Source organism: Chryseobacterium defluvii (genome assembly GCF_003634775.1).
Lineage (GTDB): Bacteria > Bacteroidota > Bacteroidia > Flavobacteriales > Weeksellaceae > Chryseobacterium > Chryseobacterium defluvii.
On record NZ_RBXB01000003.1, the window covers coordinates 320389 to 344098 of the forward strand.

At 36.6% G+C, this 23710-nt stretch carries 20 protein-coding genes; 15 read left to right on the forward strand and 5 right to left on the reverse strand.

The genetic code is table 11. From position 1 onward, the window contains the following. Positions 1–68 precede the first annotated feature (68 nt). The 8 genes from BCF58_RS13395 (at position 69) to BCF58_RS13430 (ending at position 11113) form a co-directional block, all read left to right on the forward strand. Positions 69–2327 (forward strand): T9SS type B sorting domain-containing protein, encoded by a 2259-nt coding sequence (locus BCF58_RS13395; RefSeq protein ID WP_121462319.1) that lies wholly within the window; start codon positions 69–71, stop codon positions 2325–2327. 125 nt (positions 2328–2452) lie between these two features. After that, positions 2453–3079, forward strand: coding sequence for an NAD(P)H-dependent oxidoreductase (locus BCF58_RS13400; protein WP_121462320.1), 627 nt, complete (start codon positions 2453–2455; stop codon positions 3077–3079). Positions 3080–3110: 31 nt separating this feature from the next. Continuing rightward, positions 3111–4682 carry an L-aspartate oxidase gene (gene nadB / locus BCF58_RS13405; protein ID WP_121462321.1) on the forward strand — a complete coding sequence of 524 codons (1572 nt, stop codon included), beginning with the start codon at positions 3111–3113 and terminating at the stop codon, positions 4680–4682. 10 nt (positions 4683–4692) lie between these two features. Next, a complete protein-coding gene (gene nadC, locus BCF58_RS13410; RefSeq protein ID WP_121462322.1) occupies positions 4693–5553 on the forward strand; it encodes a carboxylating nicotinate-nucleotide diphosphorylase in 861 nt (286 codons plus the stop codon). Positions 5554–5762: 209 nt separating this feature from the next. Then, positions 5763–8480: a TonB-dependent receptor gene (locus BCF58_RS13415; RefSeq protein ID WP_121462323.1), complete on the forward strand. Its 2718-nt coding sequence runs from the start codon at positions 5763–5765 to the stop codon at positions 8478–8480. An 84-nt stretch (positions 8481–8564) separates the two neighbouring features. Further along, positions 8565–8996 carry a hypothetical protein gene (locus BCF58_RS13420; protein WP_121462324.1) on the forward strand — a complete coding sequence of 144 codons (432 nt, stop codon included), beginning with the start codon at positions 8565–8567 and terminating at the stop codon, positions 8994–8996. Positions 8997–9069: 73 nt separating this feature from the next. Next, positions 9070–10062, forward strand: a complete 993-nt coding sequence (locus BCF58_RS13425) for an aspartate-semialdehyde dehydrogenase (protein WP_121462325.1) — start codon at positions 9070–9072, stop codon at positions 10060–10062. A gap of 52 nt (positions 10063–10114) precedes the next feature. Then, positions 10115–11113 carry a cation diffusion facilitator family transporter gene (locus tag BCF58_RS13430; RefSeq protein WP_121462326.1) on the forward strand — a complete coding sequence of 333 codons (999 nt, stop codon included), beginning with the start codon at positions 10115–10117 and terminating at the stop codon, positions 11111–11113. 6 nt (positions 11114–11119) lie between these two features. On the opposite strand, the gene BCF58_RS13435 is transcribed toward BCF58_RS13430, so the two are convergent. After that, on the reverse strand, positions 11120–11554 hold the full coding sequence (locus BCF58_RS13435; protein ID WP_121462327.1) for an exosortase F system-associated membrane protein: 435 nt from the start codon (positions 11552–11554) through the stop codon (positions 11120–11122). After that, positions 11541–12071, reverse strand: coding sequence for an exosortase family protein XrtF (xrtF, locus tag BCF58_RS13440; RefSeq protein ID WP_121462328.1), 531 nt, complete (start codon positions 12069–12071; stop codon positions 11541–11543). The genes BCF58_RS13435 and xrtF overlap by 14 nt, the downstream gene beginning before the upstream one ends. Before the next feature lie 38 nt (positions 12072–12109). Here xrtF and BCF58_RS13445 point away from each other — a divergent pair, with 38 nt between their 5' ends. From BCF58_RS13445 to BCF58_RS13465, 5 genes are all read left to right on the forward strand, one after another. Continuing rightward, on the forward strand, positions 12110–13126 hold the full coding sequence (locus BCF58_RS13445) for an aminoglycoside phosphotransferase family protein (protein WP_121462329.1): 1017 nt from the start codon (positions 12110–12112) through the stop codon (positions 13124–13126). A gap of 27 nt (positions 13127–13153) precedes the next feature. Continuing rightward, positions 13154–13564: a RapZ C-terminal domain-containing protein gene (locus tag BCF58_RS13450; protein ID WP_121462330.1), complete on the forward strand. Its 411-nt coding sequence runs from the start codon at positions 13154–13156 to the stop codon at positions 13562–13564. A 77-nt stretch (positions 13565–13641) separates the two neighbouring features. After that, entirely contained in the window at positions 13642–14355 is a 714-nt protein-coding gene (locus BCF58_RS13455; RefSeq protein ID WP_121462331.1) for a nucleotidyltransferase family protein, read from the forward strand. A 7-nt stretch (positions 14356–14362) separates the two neighbouring features. Beyond that, positions 14363–15115: an LOG family protein gene (locus BCF58_RS13460; protein ID WP_185144844.1), complete on the forward strand. Its 753-nt coding sequence runs from the start codon at positions 14363–14365 to the stop codon at positions 15113–15115. A gap of 59 nt (positions 15116–15174) precedes the next feature. Then, positions 15175–15645: a DUF6702 family protein gene (locus BCF58_RS13465; RefSeq protein WP_185144845.1), complete on the forward strand. Its 471-nt coding sequence runs from the start codon at positions 15175–15177 to the stop codon at positions 15643–15645. A 209-nt stretch (positions 15646–15854) separates the two neighbouring features. Here the strand turns inward: BCF58_RS13465 and BCF58_RS13470 are convergent, their stop codons facing one another. Together BCF58_RS13470 and BCF58_RS13475 are read right to left on the reverse strand one after the other, a co-directional pair. Next, a complete protein-coding gene (locus BCF58_RS13470; protein ID WP_121462333.1) occupies positions 15855–17933 on the reverse strand; it encodes a DUF5689 domain-containing protein in 2079 nt (692 codons plus the stop codon). Between the two features lie 10 nt (positions 17934–17943). Next, on the reverse strand, positions 17944–20679 hold the full coding sequence (locus BCF58_RS13475) for a TonB-dependent receptor (protein ID WP_121462334.1): 2736 nt from the start codon (positions 20677–20679) through the stop codon (positions 17944–17946). A gap of 241 nt (positions 20680–20920) precedes the next feature. Between BCF58_RS13475 and BCF58_RS13480 the strand changes: the two genes are divergently transcribed. Both BCF58_RS13480 and BCF58_RS13485 read left to right on the forward strand, forming a co-directional pair. Beyond that, positions 20921–22120 (forward strand): endonuclease/exonuclease/phosphatase family protein, encoded by a 1200-nt coding sequence (locus tag BCF58_RS13480; RefSeq protein WP_121462335.1) that lies wholly within the window; start codon positions 20921–20923, stop codon positions 22118–22120. Positions 22121–22170: 50 nt separating this feature from the next. Beyond that, positions 22171–22593 carry a DUF6146 family protein gene (locus tag BCF58_RS13485; protein ID WP_121462336.1) on the forward strand — a complete coding sequence of 141 codons (423 nt, stop codon included), beginning with the start codon at positions 22171–22173 and terminating at the stop codon, positions 22591–22593. A gap of 334 nt (positions 22594–22927) precedes the next feature. Here BCF58_RS13485 and BCF58_RS13490 read toward each other — a convergent pair whose 3' ends face one another. Continuing rightward, positions 22928–23524, reverse strand: coding sequence for a superoxide dismutase (locus BCF58_RS13490; RefSeq protein WP_121462337.1), 597 nt, complete (start codon positions 23522–23524; stop codon positions 22928–22930). Positions 23525–23710: the final 186 nt, after the last annotated feature.

Consider the following 23710-nt stretch of genomic DNA (forward strand, 5'->3'; position numbering starts at 1 on the left):
CTGGAGTGATTTTTAATTTATTATTGATAAACAACAGTTTAAAACATTAATAATAACCAATCTATACAATGAGAAAAGCTTTATACTTTTATTTTTTAATTATATTAATGGGTATATCCGGAAAAGGCTTCGCCCAAACGTATCAGCTTACAGGAAATCCAGTAAATACAACAGGCTGGGATTTGGTTTCAAGTGCGGCTGTTAATACGGATTTTATCCAGCTTACATCCGATGCAGGAAATTTATATGGTGCTATAAAATTAGCAACTCCAATCAACCTTAAGTATTGTGATAAATGGAAGGTAGAATTTGATTTCAGGATTGATGGAAACGGTACTACCCAATATGGAAGAGGAGACGGGTTTACTTTTTGGTATCTTGCCAATCCGCCTACAGGCTTTGTATCCGGTGGCGGTCTGGGAATACCTGCCAATGCATCCGGTTTAATGGTGGGTTTCGATATTTTCAACAATACCACTGAAGGCCAGATGAGCAAGATCCATGTTTTATATGGAACCAATAACTCCATCAATAATAATATCGAATACAATAATACTGCAGGAAGCACATTCCATTCTCCTGATCTTAATCCTACACAACCTTTTGTAGGGTCCAACTATAAGCATGTAGAGGTGAACGGAGAAACGGATCTTACCAATCCGAACAACTGGATTATCAGAATAAGAATCGATGGTGTCCTTATTGTAGATCAGTCTTTTGCTCCTTCAGGAGGTGCAATAGGCATGACACAAGGATATTTCGGTTTCTCTGCAGCTACGGGAGGCGCCAGCGCAAGACATTCCATCAAAAATGCTAAAATCTTCATCGATAAAGTTCCGATTCTACAGAATACTATTACTCCGTTTGTCTGTGTAAACCCGGCAACAGGAAATGGGACAGTGGATTTAACTTCATTTAATTCTCAGTTTGTAAACAATCCCGGAAATTATATTTTCACCTATTACGTCCTGGGAAATTCAACTCCTATTGCAAATCCTTCCAGTTTCCAATACTCCGGAAATACAACCATCAAAGTAGTGATCAAAGATCCTTCCTCAACGCTATGCGATAATGGAGATGGGGTTATCCAGCTCAACCCGACTCCGTTTGCCGCAGATGATGCAACCTTAACGGGATGTAATAACAATAATGCAGGTGTTGCCATATTTGACCTTACGAGTGCCGCAGTAACCAATGTTCCGGGAGTAACCAAAGAGTTCTATCCTACTTTATACGATCTTAATAACGGGGCCAATCAGATCGCAACCCCTACAGCTTATCCTTCTGCTGCCGGATCTGTTTTTGTGAAAGTGACAACTCCGCAAGGTTGTGTAGATGTGGCTCAGATCACTTTGAATATTTACCCTGTTGTTGTAGTGAATGAAGCGACCTTAAGGACATGTTTTATTGAGTCTAATCCTTCATTGGGATCTTTCAACCTTACAGTAGCTACAGTAACTTCTCAAGGAGGAATTAAAAAATATTATCCTTCTTTAACAGATGCAGTCAACGGGACCAATGAAATTACAACCCCAACTGCTTATATCGCTCCAAATGGAGTAGTTTATATAAAAGTTATAGACGCAAATGGCTGTTATGCCATAGCCAAAGTAACCCTTATAGTGCTTCCACCGGTAAAATCTTCGGTTCTGCAAGACAAGATCATTTGTATGGAAGATAAAACCACATTAGATGCCGGACCTGGTTTTGCATCTTATTTATGGAGTACGGGAGCTACTACCCAATCTGTTTCAGGTGTAGGCGTAGGTACCTACTGGGTAAAATTAAAAACAGGAGATTGTATTACCACACAGGCTGTAAAGGTTTATCCTGCCGAACAGCCAGTTGTTACTTATATAGATATTTCAAGCAGTACAATTACGGTTAACGTAATCGGGGGAACCCCTCCTTATCAATATTCATTGGATAATGTGAATTGGCAGGACTCCAATGTATTTAAAAACATTGCCAGAGGAGATCATACCGTATATGTAAAAGATGCTTACGACTGCGAACCTATAGATATAGGCATTACTGTTCCGAATCTGATCAATGTAATTACTCCGAATGGTGATGGAGTGAACGACGCTATTGATTATTCTTCGCTCGCGAATAAGCAAAATCTGGAATTCAGTATTTTTGACAGGTACGGATATAAAATCCATCAAGGTGATAAAAACAATAAATACAGATGGGACGGCACCACTGCTTCAGGCAGAAAAGTTCCTACAGGAAGTTATTGGTATTCCGTAACATGGAATGAAAATGACAAACACAATACTCCATTTAAATTTTCAGGCTGGATTATGGTGAAAAACAGAGAGTAACCTTAATAAGGATTCCGCATAAAAAATTGCCACTTCAAATTGAAGTGGCAATTTTTTGCTGCATTCCGTAGCATATATTTGTGATGAAAACCTATTTATTCGCATTCAATTCCTAAATTTGTCCTATGAATTATTTGGAAGCTTTAAGCAGAAGATATTCTGTAAAGAAATTTAACAAAGAAATTATTCCTCAGGAAACCCTTCACAATATTCTTGAGTCAGGAAAGCTTTCCGCAAGCTCACTGGGCCTTCAGCCTTATAAGATAATAGTGGTTGAAAGTGAGGAAATGAAGCAAAAACTAATTCCTGCATTTTACAATCCCTCCCAGATATCCACGTGCTCGCATCTCGTTGTGATCATTTCTAAAAAAATAATTGAAGAAAACTATATCCGGGGTTATTTTAATCACATCTCTGAGGTAAGAGAAATCCCTCTGGAGACACTCGATCTTTTTAAGAATAGCATTAATCAGCATATTAGTCAAAAAACAGGTGATGAGATTTTCAATTGGGCGGAAAAGCAATCTTATATTGTATTGGCTAATTTAATGTATGCAGCCGCCATTGAAAATATTGACACCTGCCCTATGGAAGGATTCCGGCAAGATGTCATAGAAGATATATTGAATATAAATCCTGAAACAGAAAAAGTAACCGTAACTCTTGCGTTAGGATACCGTTCTGAAGAAGACCATTTTCAACACATGAAAAAAGTGAGAAAACCAAATGAAAAATTGTTTAAATTTATTTAATTATTTTAGACAATTGTCTTAAAGCAAGCATATGATAAAAGCGGATGTATTGGTAATTGGTTCCGGAATCTCGGGACTATCTTATGCCATAAAAGTTTCTGAACAGTTTCCTGAAACCAAAATAATTATCGTAACCAAATCAGACGAGGACGAAAGCAATACGAAATATGCACAGGGAGGACTGGCTGTCGTTACGGATTTCAAAAAAGATAATTTCGATAAACATATTGATGATACCATGCGCGCCGGCGACGGTGAAAATAAACGCGATGTCGTAGAAATGGTGGTAAAGGAGGCCCCTGCAAGATTCAATGAAATCGTAGAATGGGGAGCGAACTTCGACATGAAAAACGGCCAATTTGCTCTGGGAAGAGAAGGCGGCCATACAGAAAACAGAATTGTTCATCATAAGGATATCACCGGATTTGAGATCGAAAGAGCCCTTTTAGAAACGGCCAATAACAGTCCGAATATTGAAATCCTGGACCATCATTATGTCATTGACATTATTACCCAACACCACGTTCCGGGAAAGGAATTAAATGAAGGTGACATCCATTGCTACGGTGCTTATATACTGGATGAAAAATCCAAAACCATTAAAAAAATTACCGCAAAAATAACATTGGTAGCTACCGGCGGCGCTGGTCATGTTTATAAAAACACCACCAATCCGACCATCGCTACCGGGGACGGAATTGCTTTTGTAGCCCGTGCCAAAGGTAAAGTTTCCAATATGCAGTATTACCAGTTCCACCCCACTGCATTATACAGCAAAATAGACGGTATGCTTTTTTTAATTTCAGAAGCTGTTCGTGGCGACGGCGCTAAATTACGAACCAAAAAAGGTGAAAAGTTCATGCATAAATATGATGAACGTGAAGAACTGGCCTCAAGAGATATTGTCGCAAGAGCAATTGACAACGAAATGAAAATTACCGGTGATGAATACGTTGGGTTGGATTGTCGCGAAATGAATCATGACCGGTTTTTAGAACATTTTCCCAATATTTATAAAAAGTGCAAGGATGAAGGTATTGATCCTTTCACGCAACTCATTCCTGTTGTTCCTGCCTGCCATTATTTAATGGGCGGGATTGAAATTGATAAAGACGGCCAGTCTTCCATCAGAAATCTTTTTGCAGTAGGAGAATGTACCAACTCCGGATTACACGGAGCCAACAGACTAGCTTCCAACTCTTTGCTTGAAGGATTGGTTTTCGGGCACAACGCTGCCATGAAAACTATTGAATTATTAAAAGAAAATAATTTCAACTTTGAAGATCTAAAAGCGGTTCCGGAGTGGGATGAAGAAGGCATGAAAATCATGGATGAAATGGTAATCATCAGCTATCTTAGAAAGCAGCTCCAGGAAATGATGAGCGACCTTGTAGGAATTGTAAGAAGCAACAGACGTTTAAAAATGGCTTTGCAGAAGCACCAGGAAATCGCAGCCGCTGTTGACGAAATTTATCACTACTCTATTCTTTCCCCTCAATTATCCGAATTGAGAAACCTGACTACCGTTGCTCACCTCATCATTACCCAATCTATGGAAATGAAAGAAAATAAGGGAGCATTTTATAATAAAGATTTAGCCTAAAGCATACCATATGAAAAGACCAAGCTACGTAACCGATAAAGCACTTAAAACTTTCATCAAATCAGCACTCGAAGAAGATATTCAGGATGGGGATCATTCTACCCTTTCTACTATTTCGGGTGATTTAAAGCAAAGCGCTAAACTTTTAGTAAAACAAAATTGTATTCTTGCCGGTGTGGAATTGGCAGAAATCATTTTCAAAACCTTTGATAAAAATCTTAAAGTCGAAACGTTCATTAAAGATGGTGAAACGGCAAAGGTTGGAGATATAGCATTCATTGTTACCGGAAGCGCAAGATCCATTCTCTCTACAGAAAGGCTGGTTCTTAACTGTATGCAAAGAATGAGCGGAATTGCAACCCTCACTCACGACTGGGATTCCAGATTGGTCGGAACAAAAACCAAATTACTGGATACCAGAAAGACCACCCCTAATTTCAGAATATGCGAAAAATGGGCTGTTGCGATAGGTGGTGGGACCAATCACAGATATGGGCTGTATGACATGATCATGCTGAAAGACAATCATATCGATTATAACGGAAGCATTACTAATGCCGTAAAAATGGCTAAAGATTACATTAAAAAGAACAAGAAAAAACTAAAAATAGAAGTCGAAACCAGAAACCTTGAGGAAGTTCAGGAAGCCATCAAAGCAAAAGTAGACAGGATTATGCTTGATAATATGGATGTGAAGACAATGAAATTAGCGGTAGATATGATCAAGGGCTCTTGTGAATCCGAGGCATCCGGAGGAATCACAAGAGATATGCTAAAGGAAATAGCATCTACAGGAGTTACCTATATCTCTGCCGGAGCCCTTACTCATTCAGCCGAAAATATCGATTTAAGCCTCAAAGCCGTGAAATAGCATTGTATTTTTAACAAAAACGAACCCCATTTGTTAAAAAATAAATAATATGATTTTTTTCATGAAAAACAAGGCTATTTTTGTAATATTTTGAAAATCAAATACTTAACCTTTATTAAGACTGAGTAAAAATTAACATTGAGTTAATAATGGTTAAAATTTATTTACCGAATTTTGCATAAAATTTAAATCTAACTATTATAACGATTATGAAATTAATCAACAAATCAATGCTAACTGTAGTTATTTCACTTTCTACAGCCAGCGTTTATTATGCTCAACAGGTTCAGGATACGGTTACAAAATCCAAGGACATTGAAGAGGTAGTATTAACAGGTGCTGCTGATATCGCTAAAGATAGGAAGACTCCTGTAGCAGTTTCAACAATTAAAGAAGCACAAATTGTTGAAAGATTAGGAAATCAGGAATTTCCTGAGATTTTAAAAACAACTCCGTCAATCTATTCAGCAAAAGGTGGTGGTGGTTTCGGAGACGGACGTTTAAATATCAGAGGGTTTGATACCAACAATACCGCTGTAATGATCAACGGGGTACCTGTGAACGATATGGAAGGAGGTACTGTATACTGGTCAAACTGGGCAGGTCTTTCCGATGTAACTTCTGCTATGCAGGTACAAAGAGGACTTGGTTCTTCAAAATTAGCTATCGCTTCTATTGGAGGAACAATCAATATTATTACAAGAGCTGCAGATAAAAAAAGAGAAGGTAATGTAATGGTAGGTGTTGGTAACAACGGGTACTTAAAAACTTTATTCTCATACAACACAGGAAAGAATGAAAAAGGATGGTCAACATCATTCTTAATGAGCAGAACTGCCGGAAATACATATATCGATGCCAGTGAATTTGAAGCATATAACTATTACTTTGCTTTAGGTTATCAGCCTAATGAAAAGCATGACTTCCAATTTACATTCACGGGTGCTCCGCAGTGGCACATGCAAAATTTCCAAAGCTCAATTGCTAACTTCATAAAATACGGAAATGGTGTAGATGAGCCAAACAGAAGATATAATTCTAACTGGGGGATGTTAAATGGTGAGGTAATGTCTCAGTCTATTAACTTCTACAGCAAACCAGTTGCATCTATCAACTGGGATTGGAAAATTTCTGAAAAATCTAAATTATCTACAGTAGGATATGCATCTTGGGGAAGAGGTGGAGGAACTGGTGTAATGGGAAATATAAATGGAACCAACATCAATAGTCTTCCAAAGACAGCAGAAGGTCTTATCAGATTCGATGATATCGTTGCATGGAATCAGGGACAAAATGTAATCTGGAACCCTAACGTAGCTAATAATACTGGTATTAATAAGGTAAACGCTACACCTGGTATTGCAACAAGATCTAACGGATTAACAAGAAGAGCAAGTATCAACTCTCACGACTGGTACGGAATCCTTACTAACTTCCAACACAAAATCAATGAAAATTGGAATTTCTCAGCCGGTTTTGACGGAAGATATTATTATGGTTATCACCCAGGAGTTTTAACAGATCTTTGGGGAAATAATAAATATATTGAAAGAGATAACATGAATATTCCTGGTGGATATGATGTTACTCTAGTTCAGGATCCAAAACCTTCTGCAAACCCATTTGCTAAAGCAGTAAAAGATAAAAACCAAATAGTTTACAGAAACTATAACGGAGAAGTTTTATGGGGTGGAATTTTCGGTCAGGTTGAATATACAAGTGATAAAATTTCAGCATTTGTGCAAGGTTCTGCATCAGAACAAGGATATAGCAGAATCGACAACTGGATTGTTGATGGTGTAACGATTCAACAGGGTCAAACAGTTAATACAAAAACTCCAATGAAATTCTTATTCGGATTTAATGCAAAAGGAGGTATTAATTATAACATTGATGGGCAGCATAACGTTTTTGCTAACGTAGGATATTACTCAAAACAACCTAATTTCTTTGCAGTATATAATTCACCACTTGCTGTAGCAGCTCCTTCTAACACGGCTTATAACTCTCCTGACGGAAGGGCTACGGGTAATCAGCAGATCGTAAACCCATTGTTAACAAATGAAAAAATTGCTTCTGCTGAATTAGGTTATGGATTCAGAAGCGGAATTTTCAATGCTAATGTTAACCTTTATTATACATCTTGGAAAGACAGATACCAAAGATTCTCCAACTTACCAAACATTCCTAACCCTGCAGGAGGAAATTATAACAGACCTTATGCAAACTTGCTAGGAATTCATGAAATCCACATGGGAGCTGAGTTTGAAGGGACTTTAAAAGTTACTGATTACCTTTCATTCACTGGAATGTTCTCAATTGGAGACTGGTATTATAAAGGAAACCCTACAGGAAATCTTTATGATGAAAACGGAACTCCTATCAGCTTCAACGGAAGCACGGATGTAACTTTCGCTTTGGATAATGTAAAAGTTTCTGATGCTGCACAGACTACAGCTTCATTAGGATTTACTTTGAAACCTGTAAAAGATTTAAGCATCTTCTCTACTTGGAATTATTACAACAATTACTATGGTTTAATTAATTTCAATGCTGATTATCTGGTTGCCGCTGACGGATCAATTTCAAGAAACGCCCAAAAAGGAGCTTTAAAATATCCAAGCTACAATTTGTTTGATCTGGGACTTTCTTATACATTCAATGTAGGAAACGGACAAAGACTAGTTCTTACAGGAAACGTTTATAACTTATTGGATACAACTTATATTTCTGATGGTAAGTCTTCTAACCATATTAAAGAATTGGCTGACTTCAAAACTCCGACTAATACGGATGCACAAGCGCAAGCAGCATATAATACATATATCAATAATCCATTAAACTTCTATAAAGGATTAGATACAAGTAATACTGTGTATTTCGGGTTCGGAAGAACTTGGTCTGCATCAATTGCTTTCAAATTCTAATAAATTAAAACATTAGATTTTATACATATCAATCCCGGCAAAAAGCCGGGATTTTTGTTATATTTGTGTACAAAAAAATTGAATATGGATTTTTACAACATTTTGCTTAATGCACACAAAGGATTCGGGTATCTGGAACTTCTTTTAGTGGCATTATTTATCATCGCTCTTTTGACGACAATGTTCGGATTCAGCGGAAAAGTGAATAAATTTTTAAAGAAGACTACCCTCTTCACGATGATCTTCTTCCACATCCAGTTTTTAATCGGGATCATCATGCTGATTACTAATTTCACTAAAGGAATGGATATGGGATCAGTAATGAAAAATGCCGATTTAAGATTTCAATATGTTGAACATCCGTTTTCCATGTTAATTGCAGCCGTGTTGATGACCATCATCAATAAAAAAGTAAAGTCCAATGATACTATTTCCTTAGGAATTGTCATTATGGGATTAATTGCAGTTGGCTTATTTGCATTCGCGTTTCCATGGACCAAAGTCTTTGGAGCATAAAAAAGATATAAGTTATAAATGATGAGTTTATAATTTTTTAATATTTTAATCTTTAAATTTTTTAATTAAATCAATGAAAGTAGCTGTAGTAGGTTCAACAGGAATGGTTGGACAAGTCATGCTTAAAGTTCTCGAAGAGAGAAACTTCCCTATAACAGAGTTAATTCCGGTAGCTTCGGAAAAATCTATTGGTAAAAAGGTGAAGTATAAACAGGAGGAATTTACCATTGTAAGCATGAAAGACGCTATAGCTGCTAAACCGGATATCGCTATCTTCTCTGCTGGTGGCGGAACGTCTCTTGAGTTTGCTCCACTTTTCGCTGAAGCCGGAACAACGGTAATTGATAATTCTTCCGCCTGGAGAATGGATCCTGATAAAAAATTAGTAGTTCCTGAAATCAATGCTGATGTTTTAACAAAAGAAGACAAAATTATTGCTAATCCGAATTGCTCAACAATTCAGTTGGTAATGGTTTTAGGGCCGCTGAATAAAAAATATGATTTAAAAAGAGTAATTGTTTCTACTTACCAGTCTGTAACCGGTACCGGAAAAGCTGCAGTGGACCAGCTGAATGCGGAAATCGCAGGAGATGATTCTATTGCTAAAGTATATCCTTATCAGATTTTCAAAAATGCTTTACCGCATTGTGATGTATTTGCTGATGATGATTACACGAAAGAAGAAATTAAATTGATGAAAGAGCCTAAGAAAATTTTAGGTGATGACACATTCAATTTAACCGCAACGGCTGTACGGGTTCCTGTACAAGGAGGACACTCTGAAAGTGTAAATATTGAATTTGAAAATGAATTTGATCTTGATGAAGTAAGAAAGATCTTATCTGAAACTCCGGGAGTAATCGTAATGGATGATGTGAAGAACAACCATTATCCAATGCCTTTATATTCTGAAGGAAAAGATGAAGTTTTCGTAGGAAGAATCAGGCGGGACCTTTCTCAGCCCAAAACACTGAATCTCTGGATTGTGGCAGACAACCTGCGAAAAGGAGCGGCAACCAATGCGGTACAAATTGCAGAATACCTTGTAGCCAACAACTTAGTATAACCTAACAAAATAAAAAGAGTCTCAAAATTGAGATTCTTTTTTTTATCAAACTATGAACATTCAAAAGAACATCAATAAAGACAAAATTGGTTTTCAAAAATTGATCGCAGCTTTCGGGATCATTCTCTTTATCGGAAAAATTATAGCATGGAAGCTTACCAGCTCCGATGCCGTCTTTTCCGATGCCATGGAGAGTATCGTTAATGTCATCAGTGCCTTTATGGGGCTTTATTCTTTACATCTTGCCGCCAAACCAAAAGACGAAGACCATCCTTACGGACATGGAAAAGTAGAATTCGTCACATCCGGAATAGAAGGTGCCCTGATTGCTATTGCCGGTATTATGATCATTTATGAGGGAATCAACAGCTTGGTTGTAGGAAAAACACTTAACAAGCTAGATACCGGAATATGGATTATTGCTGCAACAGCCCTTATCAATTATTTATTAGGCTATATCTCTGTTAAAAAAGGCGAAAAAGAGAATTCTTTGGTTCTTATTTCTTCTGGAAAACATCTGCAATCGGATACTATAACCACCATTGGTGTTGTCATGAGTTTAGTGGTGGTTTATTTTACAAAAATTTATTGGCTGGATTCTGTGGTCGCGTTAATTTTTGGATTTTATATCATTTTTGTAGGGTATAAAATTGTCCGAAAATCCTTAAGTGGGATCATGGATGAGCAGGATCCGGACCTTCTTAAAAACATTGTGGAAATCCTCGAAAACAACAGGAAAACAGAATGGATCGATATTCATAATATGAAAATCCAGCAATTCGGTTCATCTCTTCATATAGATGCCCATATTACTCTTCCATGGTATTATAGCCTTCGCGATGCCCATAAGGAAATGGAAAATGTTATCAAACTCCTGGCAAAACATACCAAACGCAGTGTCGAGTTTAATTTTCACATGGATGATTGTAAAACAATCTCCTGCCCTGTGTGTCAGATTAAAGAATGTCCCGTACGGGAAAAAGAGTTTGTAAAAAGAGTGCAATGGACGCAGGAAAATATAACCAGAGAAGATAAGCATACGGCTCATTAAGATTTCTTACCCCTTTTGCACAATCTGCTTCCGGTAATAAAACATCGGAACGATAAGCAATATAATCAGCGGTTGTATCACAAACCGCCTCATGTAAAAAGAGAAAAGATAACCTATTTCAAAACGGCCTTGTATACAATATAAATAGATCGGAAATGTAATGGCAAAAACAATCATGATCAACAACGCCCCCTGAATGGTCCATTCCTTATTCTTAAACAGGAAATGAATAATTACACACGAAAAAAATAAGTTAAGAATAAACCTGAAAAGATGACTGACAATAAGTTTTCCCCATTCGAAAGGAGGAAAAGGAATGCTTTTATCTGCTTCATGAAAATAATCCAGAAAAGGATCATAGAATATTTTATCTTCAAACATTCTCACGCCTATAAGCCCTGCAATTCCTATTGCAATAAAAAACCAGTTAAGAATTTTCATTTTTTAAAGCAAAAAATTTAATCCAGATCAGCCAAAGCAATACTACACTTCCATAAATAATGGCAGGGAAAATAAAATCATGGGAAATTTTACCATATTCCTTATAGTCTGTCATGACAATATTCAGTCCTGTTATCCTCAATACATTCATGATGTACAATAAAACAAGGCTTACAAATGCAAAGACAAACGTCTGGGAACCTTTATAGAACGCAAAGATAAAAGCAAGAAACAATATTATTACCGAGACTGCATTACAACCTTCCACCATTCTCGTGGCATATACATTCTTCACGTAGAACCAAAACTGCTCTTTGGGAATATCGTCATACAATTGCGTAGCATAGCCCAGAACGTTCTGAACATGTCTCACCTGTTCAGCAATCAATCGTGAAAAAGGATCAAGGCCACCTGCTTTAAAGCTGTTCAGATAAAACTGATACCCGGAAAGCAGCACCATATAAATGATGATGAATCTCAGTAAAATCTTTAAAACAGGCTTAAAATCCTTTAGCATGTTGCAAATATATAAATTTACTATATTTGTTTCCTACTATGAATTCCGAGAACGCAAAACGATTTTTTGAAAATTATACGGGTAAAAAATCTTCTGAGTTTATTACATTAGCTCAAAGTGGTTCCGCCAGGATGAATTTTCTGGCAAAAACTGAAAACGACTATATTATTACCTACAACGAAAATATTCTTGAAAACGAAAGCTTCTTCTACTTTTCTGAGGTATTTAAACAATTAGAGCTTCCTGCTCCTTTTATCTTTGCCATTTCTGATGACCGTAAGATGTATATTCAGGAATTTTTAGGAAAAAACACCCTTTCTGAAATCATCGCCAAGGAAGGATTATCGGACCGTGTAAAGAATCTGGTAAAACAAACGCTGCAAAAGCTCTATCAGCTGCAGATAGCAACAACCGGAAAGATCGACTACAGCAAGACTTTCGAGTATCAAAGTTATGATGAACTACCGGTGACTCATGACCTGTATTACTTTAAAAACTTTGTTGCAGATATTCTTGAACTGGAATATCACAAATCTGCCCTTCTTAAAGAATTCAAAAAAATAGTCAGCCTCATCGAAAATCTGGAGCCTAAAGGTTTAATGATCCGGGATTTTCAGTCCAGGAACATAATGGTGAATGACCGGGATGAAGTTTCATTCATTGATTATCAATCTGCCATGAACGGACCTTTGATGTATGACGTGATATCATTTCTCTTTCAGGCGAAGGCCAATTTTCCTGAAGATTTTCAAAATGAAATGCTCGAATTCTATATTCAAATGTTTGAAAATAAAGGCATACAGAATCAACTAAAAAACTCGGTAAAGCCAATCCAGATGATGAGATTTCTACAGGTGTTGGGGGCTTATGGCTTTCGAGGTCTTATCCAAAGAAAACAGCATTTTCTCGAAAGCCTCAAAAAAGGAATTGATAATATCACACAATTTGCCCAGTCATGGAATGACATGAAAGATTATCCGGAACTTGAAAAAGTAATACAGCAGTTGGCCCTGGAAAAAACAACATTAAAAATCGATACAATTTTAACAACTTAAAACCTTAATGGTCTAAATAAAAATAAAATGCTACACATAGACATACACAGTTTTTCATACAAAAAAAGGGGTATTCCGAAAGATGAATCCGGAAACGGGGGCGGCTTTACCTTTGACTGCAGAGGAATTCTTAATCCGGGAAGAATCGAGGAATACAAAAGCCAGACAGGCAATGATATCGGGGTACAGGAATTTCTGGAAACAAAAACTGAAATGCCTAAATTTTTAGAACTGATTAAAAATATTATCTCTATTAATATTGATAATTATATTGCAAGAGGATTTGAAAATCTTCAGATTAATTTCGGATGTACGGGCGGACAGCACAGGTCTGTCTATTGTGCTATAAAAATTGCTGAATTTATCCACGAAAAATATCCTGAAAGCACAGAAATCAGCCTTCATCATGATGAACAGCATCAGCTTAATTATAAATGATGATTGATAAGATATACATGATTTATCTTAACCCCGCCAAAATGAATTATCATTCACCACTTATCAATTCTATATAAATGAAAGCTTTAATTTTTGCAGCAGGAAAAGGAACGCGCCTTAAACCATTTACCGACCACCATCCAAAAGCGTTGGCAAAAGTGAATGAAATACCGTTACTGGAAAGGAATATTACTTACCTTAAAAGTTTCGGAATCAAAGATTTCGTCATCAATATTCATCATTTTGGAAATCAGATTGTTGATTTTCTTAAGAAAAATGATAATTTCAACTGTAACATAGAAATTTCCGATGAAACAGAAGAATTATTGGAAACCGGAGGTGGTTTGATTTTTGCTAGAAAATACCTTGATCATGGAGAGGACTTCTTAATCATGAATGCCGATATTCTAACCAATATTGATATTAATAATCTGGTTGCCTATCATAAGCAGATGAAGGATTTCGCTACTTTAGCGGTTTCAGACAGGGAAAGCTCAAGGAAACTGCTTTTCAATGATCATATGGTTTTAAGAGGGTGGCTGAATGTAGAAACCGGAGAGCAAAGGCTCGCAGAATTCAACAAAGGATTCAAGGCGTTAGCTTTCAGCGGAGTACATTGTATCAACCCTGTTATATTTGAAAAAATAAAAAGAACAGGCAAATTTTCTGTGATGGAAGAATATCTGGACCTTATGCATACGGAACATATTCATGGTTTTTTACATGATAGTATTCTGATAGATGTAGGAAGACCGGAATCCGTAACAGAAGCCGAAAAACATTTTAAATAATTGGATAATGGAAGTTGATGGAACCAGAGATGAAAGTTTAGTAAATCCGGAACTTGATATTAACGAAACAAAATTACACAACAGCTTCAGGCAAAAAACCTGGGACGAAACCATTACTAAAGACAGCTGGATGGTTTTCAAGGTGATGGCTGAGTTTGTGGATGGATATGAAAAACTAGCCAAAATAGGGCCCTGTGTCTCTATTTTCGGTTCGGCGCGTCTACAACCTGAAAGCAAATATTACCAGATGGCTGTGGAGATTGCCGAAAAAATAACGAAACTTGGTTTCGGAATTATTACAGGAGGCGGTCCCGGCATTATGGAAGCCGGAAATAAAGGAGCATTCAATGCAACGGGAAAATCTATCGGATTGAATATTGACCTGCCATTTGAACAACATTTCAACCCCTACATCAATAAAGTATACTCCATGAATTTTGATTACTTTTTTGTTCGAAAGGTAATGTTCGTAAAATATTCGCAAGGGTTTATTGTAATGCCCGGCGGATTTGGAACGTTAGATGAATTTACGGAAGCGTTAACTTTAATTCAGACGAATAAAATCGGAAGATTCCCTATTGTTTTGGTAGGTTCGGAATTTTGGAGCGGTCTATTGGATTGGTTCAAGGCAACTTTATTAAAAGATGGAATGATTTCAGAAAAAGATCTGGATCTTTACAGAGTGGTAGACACCTCTGATGAAGCCGTAGCTCATATTAAAGCGTTTTATGATAAGTATTCCGTGAACGTAAACTTTTAATTGGCATATTATTTGTGACCTTATAAACAACAAGCATGATTGTAAATCTATTAATTAAGATGAAAAAACTTTTATATATATCAGGGATTTTAACACTTTTTGTGTTAATGAGTTTCATGAATGCAGACTTTTTCTCCTCAATGACAAAAGTGGATTATATTGAAGGAAGTAAGACGTTGAAGTTTACCACAAAAATGAATACAAGTCATATTTCAGACGCTATTAAAATAAATCCTAATACAGCAGGATTTGAAGCGGAAGTAAAAAAATATGTAAATAATAATTTTGATGTATACGTCAATGGTTCTCCTAAAACGATAACTTTCACCGGAAGTCAGGTAAGCGGAGAAACTGTATGGGTGTATTTTGAAGCCGGAGGCGTTTCCGACATCAATACCCTAAAGATCAAAAATACGATACTTTTGAGTGCTTTTCCTAAGCAGATTAACCTGGTTAGTATTGCCTATAAAGGAAGTCAGAAAGTAATGAACTTCCAACGTGGAAAAGAAGTCAATGAAGTTTCTTTTTAATGAATTTAATTTGAATTATTAAACCACTGCATCAGCGGTGGTTTTTTATTGTATTTTGATTAGGAAATAGCTGATTTCCTTGAAATAAATTGTCTCCATACTCATATACAAAGAGACTCAATTTCATCAAAAAATAGTTCAGAGTCTTATAATTCACAACAAAAAATGCGGGCTGAAATCAGCCCGCATTCTTATTATTAAAAAGTCTATTATTGTGCTTTAATCTTAAAATCATCAACTTCCCACGTTGCCGCAGCAGAAGTTGTAGACGTATATTTAAATGCAATTCTTACGTTTTTACCTAAGAATGCATTTAAGTTTACATTTCCAGAGCTTACCCAGTCTCCGAATGCACCGGTGTTGGTATCAAGCGTTGCAGGAAGCAGAGTCCACGCAGTAGTGGCAGGGTTTCCTGTATAGTTCTCAGTGGCATATACCTGTAATGCATTACCTGCATACCTCACGTCTGTTGTGAAGCTTACCGCTGCTTTTGTTTTACCAACTAAGCTTACTGCTTTTGAAATCAGCCAATCTTCATTAGCATTATTTCCTGAAGCGAAACCATTCATTACAGCATAATAATTCGTTCCGTTTCCTTGGTTGGAAGTTCCCCAAACCTGGTTCCCCGTTACGCTTACAGTTGTCCAGTCTGAACCTGTAGGGAATCCTCCGGCTGCAAAGTTATCGCTATAAATTACCGGTAATGGGGTATAAACGGTTCCGTCACATCTAGGTTCATCTAAATCTGCACCCAGAATATCTGTAATCCATAACTGATAAGTTCCGTTGAAAACACTCAGGATCGCATATACGTCTCCTTTTCCTGCTTCTATAGTATTTCCTGCAAAAGTTGCAAAGTTACTTGTTCTTAAAAGGATCGTATTTCCTGCACAATCCTGAAGAGTTCTGTTCGTTACAGATGTTCCTGCGTAAGTTTTCTCTAAGTCTCCTTCAATGAACTGTAAATCCTTAATTTTAACCCATTTACCAACATCACCTGCAGTAAATTGAGTAATCATTTTTTCTGTTGGAATTACTGCTGTTGCAGGTTTATTAGAATCAAAGAAATACTTATATATGTCTGTTTCTGCTATTCTGCCTACAGCTCCGCTGAAAGGCGAACCTAACTGAAGCTCACCGTTTACAGCCCCTACATAGAGATTTTTAAGCTTGATATATACTTCTTTACCTACTGCAAATCTTGCATCGTTATACAAATTTGTTTTATCTATATTTACTCTGATCCCACCTGTTGCGTCTTCAACATACAGATATTTGAAAAGGTTTCCTGTTTTATCATTGGCTGTTACCTTAGCTTTCAGTACAAAATCTCCTGTAATTAAATTAAGCGGATTAGCCGTAGACAATTGTTTAACCTCAGCAACAGTTTTTGGCGTTAATCCGGCATCGCTATACTGGCAAGGATTAGCCGCAATACCATCCAGACGAGGGAAACTGTTCATTTCAAGATCAGTTACCTTATTGATGTACATTTGGTAGGTAGAGTTAAATTTGCTGTAAATTCCAACAAATTTACCGTTTCCGGCAGGCATCATCTGGTTCGCAAATGAAGCGAATCCACTGTTTCTTACAATCCTTGCAATAGTAGTACTTGCATCTCTGATCTGTCTGTCCACAGTTACTCCACTTGGAGCATAGTTTGTACATAATATTCTGCTATCGAACTCAGCATTATTTACCTGGATCAGACATCCTAAATACTGATCGTTAGCACTTATCATTTGAGCCAAAGTCATTACTTTAGGAACAATTTTTTCTCTGATAGAACAAGATCTGAAAACACGAGCCGGAACAAGCTTTTCAGGGATTCTTGCTACTGCATTGGTAGCCGTGGAAGTTGGATCTTTAACACCTAACTGAACTACACTTCCGTAAGTTCCTACCGCTAAACCAGCCAGCTTGATGTATATTTTTGATCCTTGAGGATATTGAGTATACGTACTTACCATATCCACACTGATTGTAAAACCTTGTGTTGGATTTTCCGGTTTATCCTGGATGTAAATTGTTTTGTAGATATTTCCTGTTTCATCCGTTGAAGAAACATATCCTTCAATAATATCCTGAGAATCATCAGGAAATACGTAGGTTGTATTATTGGTGAACTTTGCTTTTATCTGAGCAAGAGTCATGGTTGCTGTAAGATCCACACATTGAAAATTCTCAGCGCCCGGTTCATCATATTTATCATCATGCACACATCCCGTTATCATCAGAGAAGCGAAAACGATGAAAATATATTTGAAGATTGAATTATATTTTTTCATAAATCGTAGTTTAGAATCTTAAATAAACATTAGTAAAGAATGTAGTTCCTCTGTCATACCATAATTTTGGTCCAAAATAAGGTATAGCTCTTTGAGAATCTTCAAGTGCATCCGGGAAGTTTACATTTCTCCCTTGTTCGAATCCACCCGTAACATAATCTCTGTTATTAAGGATATTATTTACGGAAACACTGATCCCCATTCTGTATTTTCCTATTAAGAATGATTTTCCTGCATTCGCATTCAACATAAACTGATTATCAAATTTCTTCTGGGCAGTTAATTGCTGAATAAGTTCAGGAGTTGCTTCCGGATATGGATCACCTGTTGCCGGATTGGTGTACATATAAGGTGTCTTATTCAATGCTGAGAAATCCAGGTACTGATCCATTAAATAGTTAGCCGAAGCACCTACCCACCAATATTTAGGTGAATTGTATTTCAGACCGAAAGAGAATGCTTTCTGAGGAGTTCCTGCTACCTTATAATTTTTAATATTAGCCTGTCCCCAAACATCAGAACCTCTGAATTCGTTAAGGTCATCAAAAGTAGCTACATTAGGATTATTGGTATACTTGTACTCTCCCACACTTGCTACCCCTATGGCATTTAAAGTAGGTGTGATTTTTACATCAAATCCTAGCTCCGCTCCGATATATCTTTTATCTACACCCGTCATTGCTTCATTTACCAATGTACTTAATGAAGTACCTGTATCGCTGTTTACGTCTGCGTAGTATCTTGCAATTTCAGTAGCGTTGTTGATTGTTGTATAGTAACCTGATAATCTAAGCTTTAAGATTTGTCCTCTTAAAATATAGCTTAATTCGTTTGAATTGATCATCTGGTTTTTCACGCCGGGAGTTACGAAATCTACTACTCTCGGGTTGATATAGATTTCATTAAGAGTTGGCGCTAAGCTAAAGAAAGCTCCGTTATACACGATAAAGTTCTTCCCATTGATTTTATAAGTAACTCTTGCTTTGATCCCTGCATCCAGAGCATCATAAATCGCACTTTTCCCTTTAGAATTGTTCTGGAATCTGAAGCTTCTAAAATCTCCGTCTCTCTGAGCCTCGGAATAAGAAGAGAAAATAGATGCCATAACATTCCATTTGGTAAAGTCTATTTCAGATGAAATGTTTAATGCATAGCTATTTCTGGATAATTCATAAGAATATTGAGTTCTGTCTCCTTCTCTCACTTCTACATTCGGATTATCGATATTATATCTTACATCACTATCGAATGCATTTAAGTTATAAGCGAAATTAGCGCCTAGCAAATCCTTAATTCTTCTGAAGTTATCTGATTTTAAATTTTGATAATTGAAGTTGATATTCAATTTCCAGTTGTCTTTCAATCTTGTATCAAAATGAGAAGCAAAGTTGAAAGTTTTATCTTTATTTACGTCTTCCACTACGGTATAAACGGCTCCTCTTGGATTCCCGTTCATATCATTCAGATTCAGGTAGTTTGCCTGGTATAGAGAAGTCCAGTCGATCTGTGCATTTTCTCTGAATTCATCGGCAGTATAAATTCCGTAGCTTGGTAATTTTCTGTAATAAGTCGGGTTTGGATCTGCTGCATGGAACCAGTCTAATCTGCTTCTTGCATCGCTTCCGAATTGGTAAGAAACCGTATTTGTCCAGTTAGAGTTCTTACCTATTTTAAGATAATCCGTCAACATAAAGATCGGCTCAAATACATTTCTTATTCTTGAATTTCTTTTCTCACCGTCTTGCCATCCCCAATAAGAGTTATAGTTTTTACCCATAATGTCATACACTTCCTGTGTATTTGGAGAATTCGATGCCCTGTAAGTTGGAGATCCGAAACCGGTAAAGTTAATCGAGTGTCTGTCACTGAATTTCTTCTCAATAGACGCGAAATAAGCATATGCATCCTGATATACCCCGTCAAGAATTGCTCTGTCGCCCCATCTTCTGCTTGCAGAAAGAGTAACTGCCCAACCATTTTTCGTCAATCCTGAAGAATAGGTCGCCATTGCTCTGTGCAGGTAGCTTCTGTTCGTGAACGAATAGGCTAAAGAAGTTTGCTTTCTATAAGAAGAAGCTCTTGTATTATAATAAACCACACCTCCTAAATTACCAAATGTATATTCCGAAGGAGTAATGTTGTCTACATTTTCATAAGGATATCTCGTTACATCATTAAGACCTCCCCAGTTGCTGAAATCAATTCTTCCATCATCATTTTTAGACATTGGAACCCCATTGAAAACCACATCCTCAAATCTGTTGTCCACTCCTCTTGGTCTGAACCAGTAAGCACCTAATTCAAAAGCCGATACATTTTGAAAGGCATCTCTTCCGGAGCTTAATAGTCCTACCGTAGGCTGCATCGCAGAACCTCCGTCTTCAGTATCATTCGCAGAATCATCAATTACAACCACTCCGGCATCATTTCCCACACTGTAGTTCAGTGTGATAACACCAAGGTCTTTTCTTTTTTCGTCCGCCGTTACATCAAACTCTAAAATCTTAGATTCAAAGCTTGGTTTTGTAACTGTGATCAGATAATGGCCAGGCTGTAAATCCACAAATTGGAAGTATCCAATTTTATCCGCGGTTACATCATTGCTGGATTGTGCAAGATCTACTTCTGCTCTTTCCAAAGGCTTACCATCCTGATCTTTAACATACGCATATACTGTAGTTTGCGCAAAATAATAAGATGCAGGCAGTAATGTAAACAAAGAGATTAGGGATAGTTTTTTAATCATAATAAACTTATTTTTAACTCCTTCTTTAATTAAGGGGCAACAAATTTAGAACTATTTTCATTAACACAAACATTTTTAGTCATTTATTCTATTAATTTTTCTTAACGTGTGGTACTTCTTTTAAAAATATCCCCTATTTATCATTAATAGTGAAAAAAATATTTGTTAAATAATTTTAATCTCAATTCTTATATAAAATTAGTAATTTTACCCCCTCATTTTTATTTTGAATACTAAGAATATGAAAAAATATTTAATCATTGCTGCAGTATTTTGCTTTGGATTTACTTTTTCTCAGCAAAAACAGGTAAGAAGAGCCGCTGTAGCTTTTCTCAATGTGGAAAACCTTTGGGACACTATTCCTTCAGCCGACTATATAGATGGAACCCTTCCCGTTTCTCATCCAAAATTTCACAGAAGCGTACCTGTGGATTCTCTAAAATACCTTCAGACTACTGAAGAATATAAAGGTGAATGGAGCGATGAGCTCTTAACCGGTAAAAAGGTGATCCGTCATCAGGTTTTAGCAGATGATTTCACGGCAAACAGCCCTAAGAGATGGGGAACTAAATATTACAATCAGAAATTAGCTAATGAAGCTAAAGTAATTTCAGAGCTGGGAAGACAATATACTAATGACAATCCTGCCATCTGCGGGCTTATAGAAGTAGAAAACAGACAGGTCATCGAAGATCTGATCAAACAGCCGGCATTAGCAAAAAGCAATTACGGAATTGTTCATTTCAACTCTTATGACGCGAGAGGTATTGATGTGGCTATTATTTATCAAAAAAGCAGATTCTCAGTTTTAAATTCATATAAAAAAGAAATTAAGATTTTCGATGAGGACGGAAAAAGAGAATATACCAGAGATATTGTTGTGGCAATAGGATTATTAGATGGTGAAAAGGTGGCTATATTTATGAATCACTGGCCTTCAAGAAGAGGAGGCGAGGCTGTTTCACAAGCTAAAAGAAATGCTGCGGCAACAGTTTTAAAGAAAGAAATGGATAAAATAATTGCAGAAAATCCGGGAATCAAAACTTTCGCTATGGGTGACTACAATGATGACCCGGTAAGTCCGAGCCTGAAGAAACATTTAAGCGCTGTTGGAGACCCGGGTGAATTATCAGATCAATATCCATATTACAATCTGATGTATAAGTTATATAAAGCAGGAGTTGCTTCGTTGGCATACAGAGATGCTCCTAACTTATTCGACCAGATCATCGTATCAAAAAATTTATATTCTCCGGAAAAGCTTACTCCTACTTACACAATTTATAAGGCTGAAATTTATGCGCCTTCCTATTTAGTGAATAAAGAAGGACAATGGAAAGGGTATCCTTTCCGTTCCTGGGATGGCGACAGGTTTACAGGTGGGTATAGCGACCACTTTCCTGCGGTTTCTGTAATTCAGAAAGAATATGTAAAAAAATAAAAAAAGGCACTCTTCTTGGAGTGCTTTTTTAATATATAATAATCCAGGATATGAAAAATTTAATCGTAATACTATCCCTTGTGTTCATCTCTTTTAGCTGTCAGCCTCAGACCAACCCTAAAAGCGAGCAAGAGAAATCCGAAATCAAGCCGTCAAAAAATGAAGACGGAGAATGGGATATCACCGTATTGGATTCCCAGTATGATTATTTTCTGAACGCCATTGCAAAACCTATGAATCAATATTCCGAATCTTATTTAAAAAGTAAAAATGCACTACTCGTCAGCGAATGGAATTCTTATTATTTTTCAGGAAGATATCGAAATATTGTAGAATCCTCCATTGACTATAATCCTAAAGAAAACTATGGATTGAAGTTTGAGTATAAACTATATCAGGTTTTTGTCTATGTAAACTGGAAGTATAAGCTTCGTCTGAACGGTCTCTCGGGAAGCGATGCTTTCGTAAGGTAATTAAAAAGGTTCAGAAAATATTCTGAACCTTTTATATTGTAAATCCCAAACATTTCTAAGATTTAATATATTTCATGATCGCTTTAGAGGCCGAAACCATAACCAGTAAAGCAAAACAGCTTATTGCGGTAACCGAAAAAATAAACTCAAAATTTCCGTTAAGATTTGAAAACTTGAAAAACAGAAAAAGAAATAAGGATAGCAGCGCTACAATTCTCAACATTTGAATATATACTTTCATGGTAATAGTATTTATTTCACAAATATATAAAATTCAACAAAAAAAAGGTTCAGAATATTTCCTGAACCTTTTATTTTTTTATATAGCTTACAATTATTTGTTAAATAATTCCTCAACTTTATCCCAGTTTACCACATCAAAAAATGCAGCCACATAATCCGGTCTTCTGTTTTGGTAATTTAAATAATAAGCATGCTCCCAAACATCCAGCCCTAAAACAGGAGTTCCTTTCACATCCGCAACCGGCATCAATGGATTATCCTGGTTTGGCGTAGAAGAAACCGATACAGATCCGTCCTCATTCTTTATCAACCAAGCCCATCCTGATCCGAATCTTGTTTTAGCAGCTTCAGAAAAATCCGTTTTGAATTTTTCCAATCCACCATAATTTTCAATAGCGGCTTTTACATTTCCTACCGGTTCTTTGCTTCCGCCAGGAGTTAAAATTTCCCAGAATAAAGAGTGGTTGAAATGTCCTCCTCCATTATTTCTTACTGCAGGCTTATCTGTTCCTGTTTTGCAGATTTCTTCTATAGTTTTCCCAGCTAGGTCTGTGCCTTCAATGGCTTTGTTTAAATTATCTATATAAGCCTGGTGGTGCTTGGTATGGTGGATTTCCATAGTTCTTGCATCAATAGTAGGCTCTAATGCATCATAAGCGTATCCTAGTTTTGGTAATTCAAATGACATAATGTTGAAGTTTTTAATGTTAATATTCAAATTTAGCCATTATTTAAGCTATTATCAAAAACTGAAGATTACTTTAATAAATCTTTAACATTGATATTTTGATTAAGAATGGATTTAAAATACAATTATGGGTACGGATAAAGAATAAACAAAAAAAGCACGGAATAATCATCCCATGCTTTCATT

What these genes read in the sequence shown, in the direction of transcription:
- BCF58_RS13395 (WP_121462319.1), top strand. Translation starts at nt 69, where the DNA reads ATGAGAAAAGCTTTATACTTTTATTTTTTAATTATATTAATGGGTATA.
- BCF58_RS13400 (WP_121462320.1), top strand. Translation starts at nt 2,453, where the DNA reads ATGAATTATTTGGAAGCTTTAAGCAGAAGATATTCTGTAAAGAAATTT.
- nadB (WP_121462321.1), top strand. Translation starts at nt 3,111, where the DNA reads ATGATAAAAGCGGATGTATTGGTAATTGGTTCCGGAATCTCGGGACTA.
- nadC (WP_121462322.1), top strand. Translation starts at nt 4,693, where the DNA reads ATGAAAAGACCAAGCTACGTAACCGATAAAGCACTTAAAACTTTCATC.
- BCF58_RS13415 (WP_121462323.1), top strand. Translation starts at nt 5,763, where the DNA reads ATGAAATTAATCAACAAATCAATGCTAACTGTAGTTATTTCACTTTCT.
- BCF58_RS13420 (WP_121462324.1), top strand. Translation starts at nt 8,565, where the DNA reads ATGGATTTTTACAACATTTTGCTTAATGCACACAAAGGATTCGGGTAT.
- BCF58_RS13425 (WP_121462325.1), top strand. Translation starts at nt 9,070, where the DNA reads ATGAAAGTAGCTGTAGTAGGTTCAACAGGAATGGTTGGACAAGTCATG.
- BCF58_RS13430 (WP_121462326.1), top strand. Translation starts at nt 10,115, where the DNA reads ATGAACATTCAAAAGAACATCAATAAAGACAAAATTGGTTTTCAAAAA.
- BCF58_RS13435 (WP_121462327.1), bottom strand. Translation starts at nt 11,554, where the DNA reads ATGAAAATTCTTAACTGGTTTTTTATTGCAATAGGAATTGCAGGGCTT.
- xrtF (WP_121462328.1), bottom strand. Translation starts at nt 12,071, where the DNA reads ATGCTAAAGGATTTTAAGCCTGTTTTAAAGATTTTACTGAGATTCATC.
- BCF58_RS13445 (WP_121462329.1), top strand. Translation starts at nt 12,110, where the DNA reads ATGAATTCCGAGAACGCAAAACGATTTTTTGAAAATTATACGGGTAAA.
- BCF58_RS13450 (WP_121462330.1), top strand. Translation starts at nt 13,154, where the DNA reads ATGCTACACATAGACATACACAGTTTTTCATACAAAAAAAGGGGTATT.
- BCF58_RS13455 (WP_121462331.1), top strand. Translation starts at nt 13,642, where the DNA reads ATGAAAGCTTTAATTTTTGCAGCAGGAAAAGGAACGCGCCTTAAACCA.
- BCF58_RS13460 (WP_185144844.1), top strand. Translation starts at nt 14,363, where the DNA reads ATGGAAGTTGATGGAACCAGAGATGAAAGTTTAGTAAATCCGGAACTT.
- BCF58_RS13465 (WP_185144845.1), top strand. Translation starts at nt 15,175, where the DNA reads ATGAAAAAACTTTTATATATATCAGGGATTTTAACACTTTTTGTGTTA.
- BCF58_RS13470 (WP_121462333.1), bottom strand. Translation starts at nt 17,933, where the DNA reads ATGAAAAAATATAATTCAATCTTCAAATATATTTTCATCGTTTTCGCT.
- BCF58_RS13475 (WP_121462334.1), bottom strand. Translation starts at nt 20,679, where the DNA reads ATGATTAAAAAACTATCCCTAATCTCTTTGTTTACATTACTGCCTGCA.
- BCF58_RS13480 (WP_121462335.1), top strand. Translation starts at nt 20,921, where the DNA reads ATGAAAAAATATTTAATCATTGCTGCAGTATTTTGCTTTGGATTTACT.
- BCF58_RS13485 (WP_121462336.1), top strand. Translation starts at nt 22,171, where the DNA reads ATGAAAAATTTAATCGTAATACTATCCCTTGTGTTCATCTCTTTTAGC.
- BCF58_RS13490 (WP_121462337.1), bottom strand. Translation starts at nt 23,524, where the DNA reads ATGTCATTTGAATTACCAAAACTAGGATACGCTTATGATGCATTAGAG.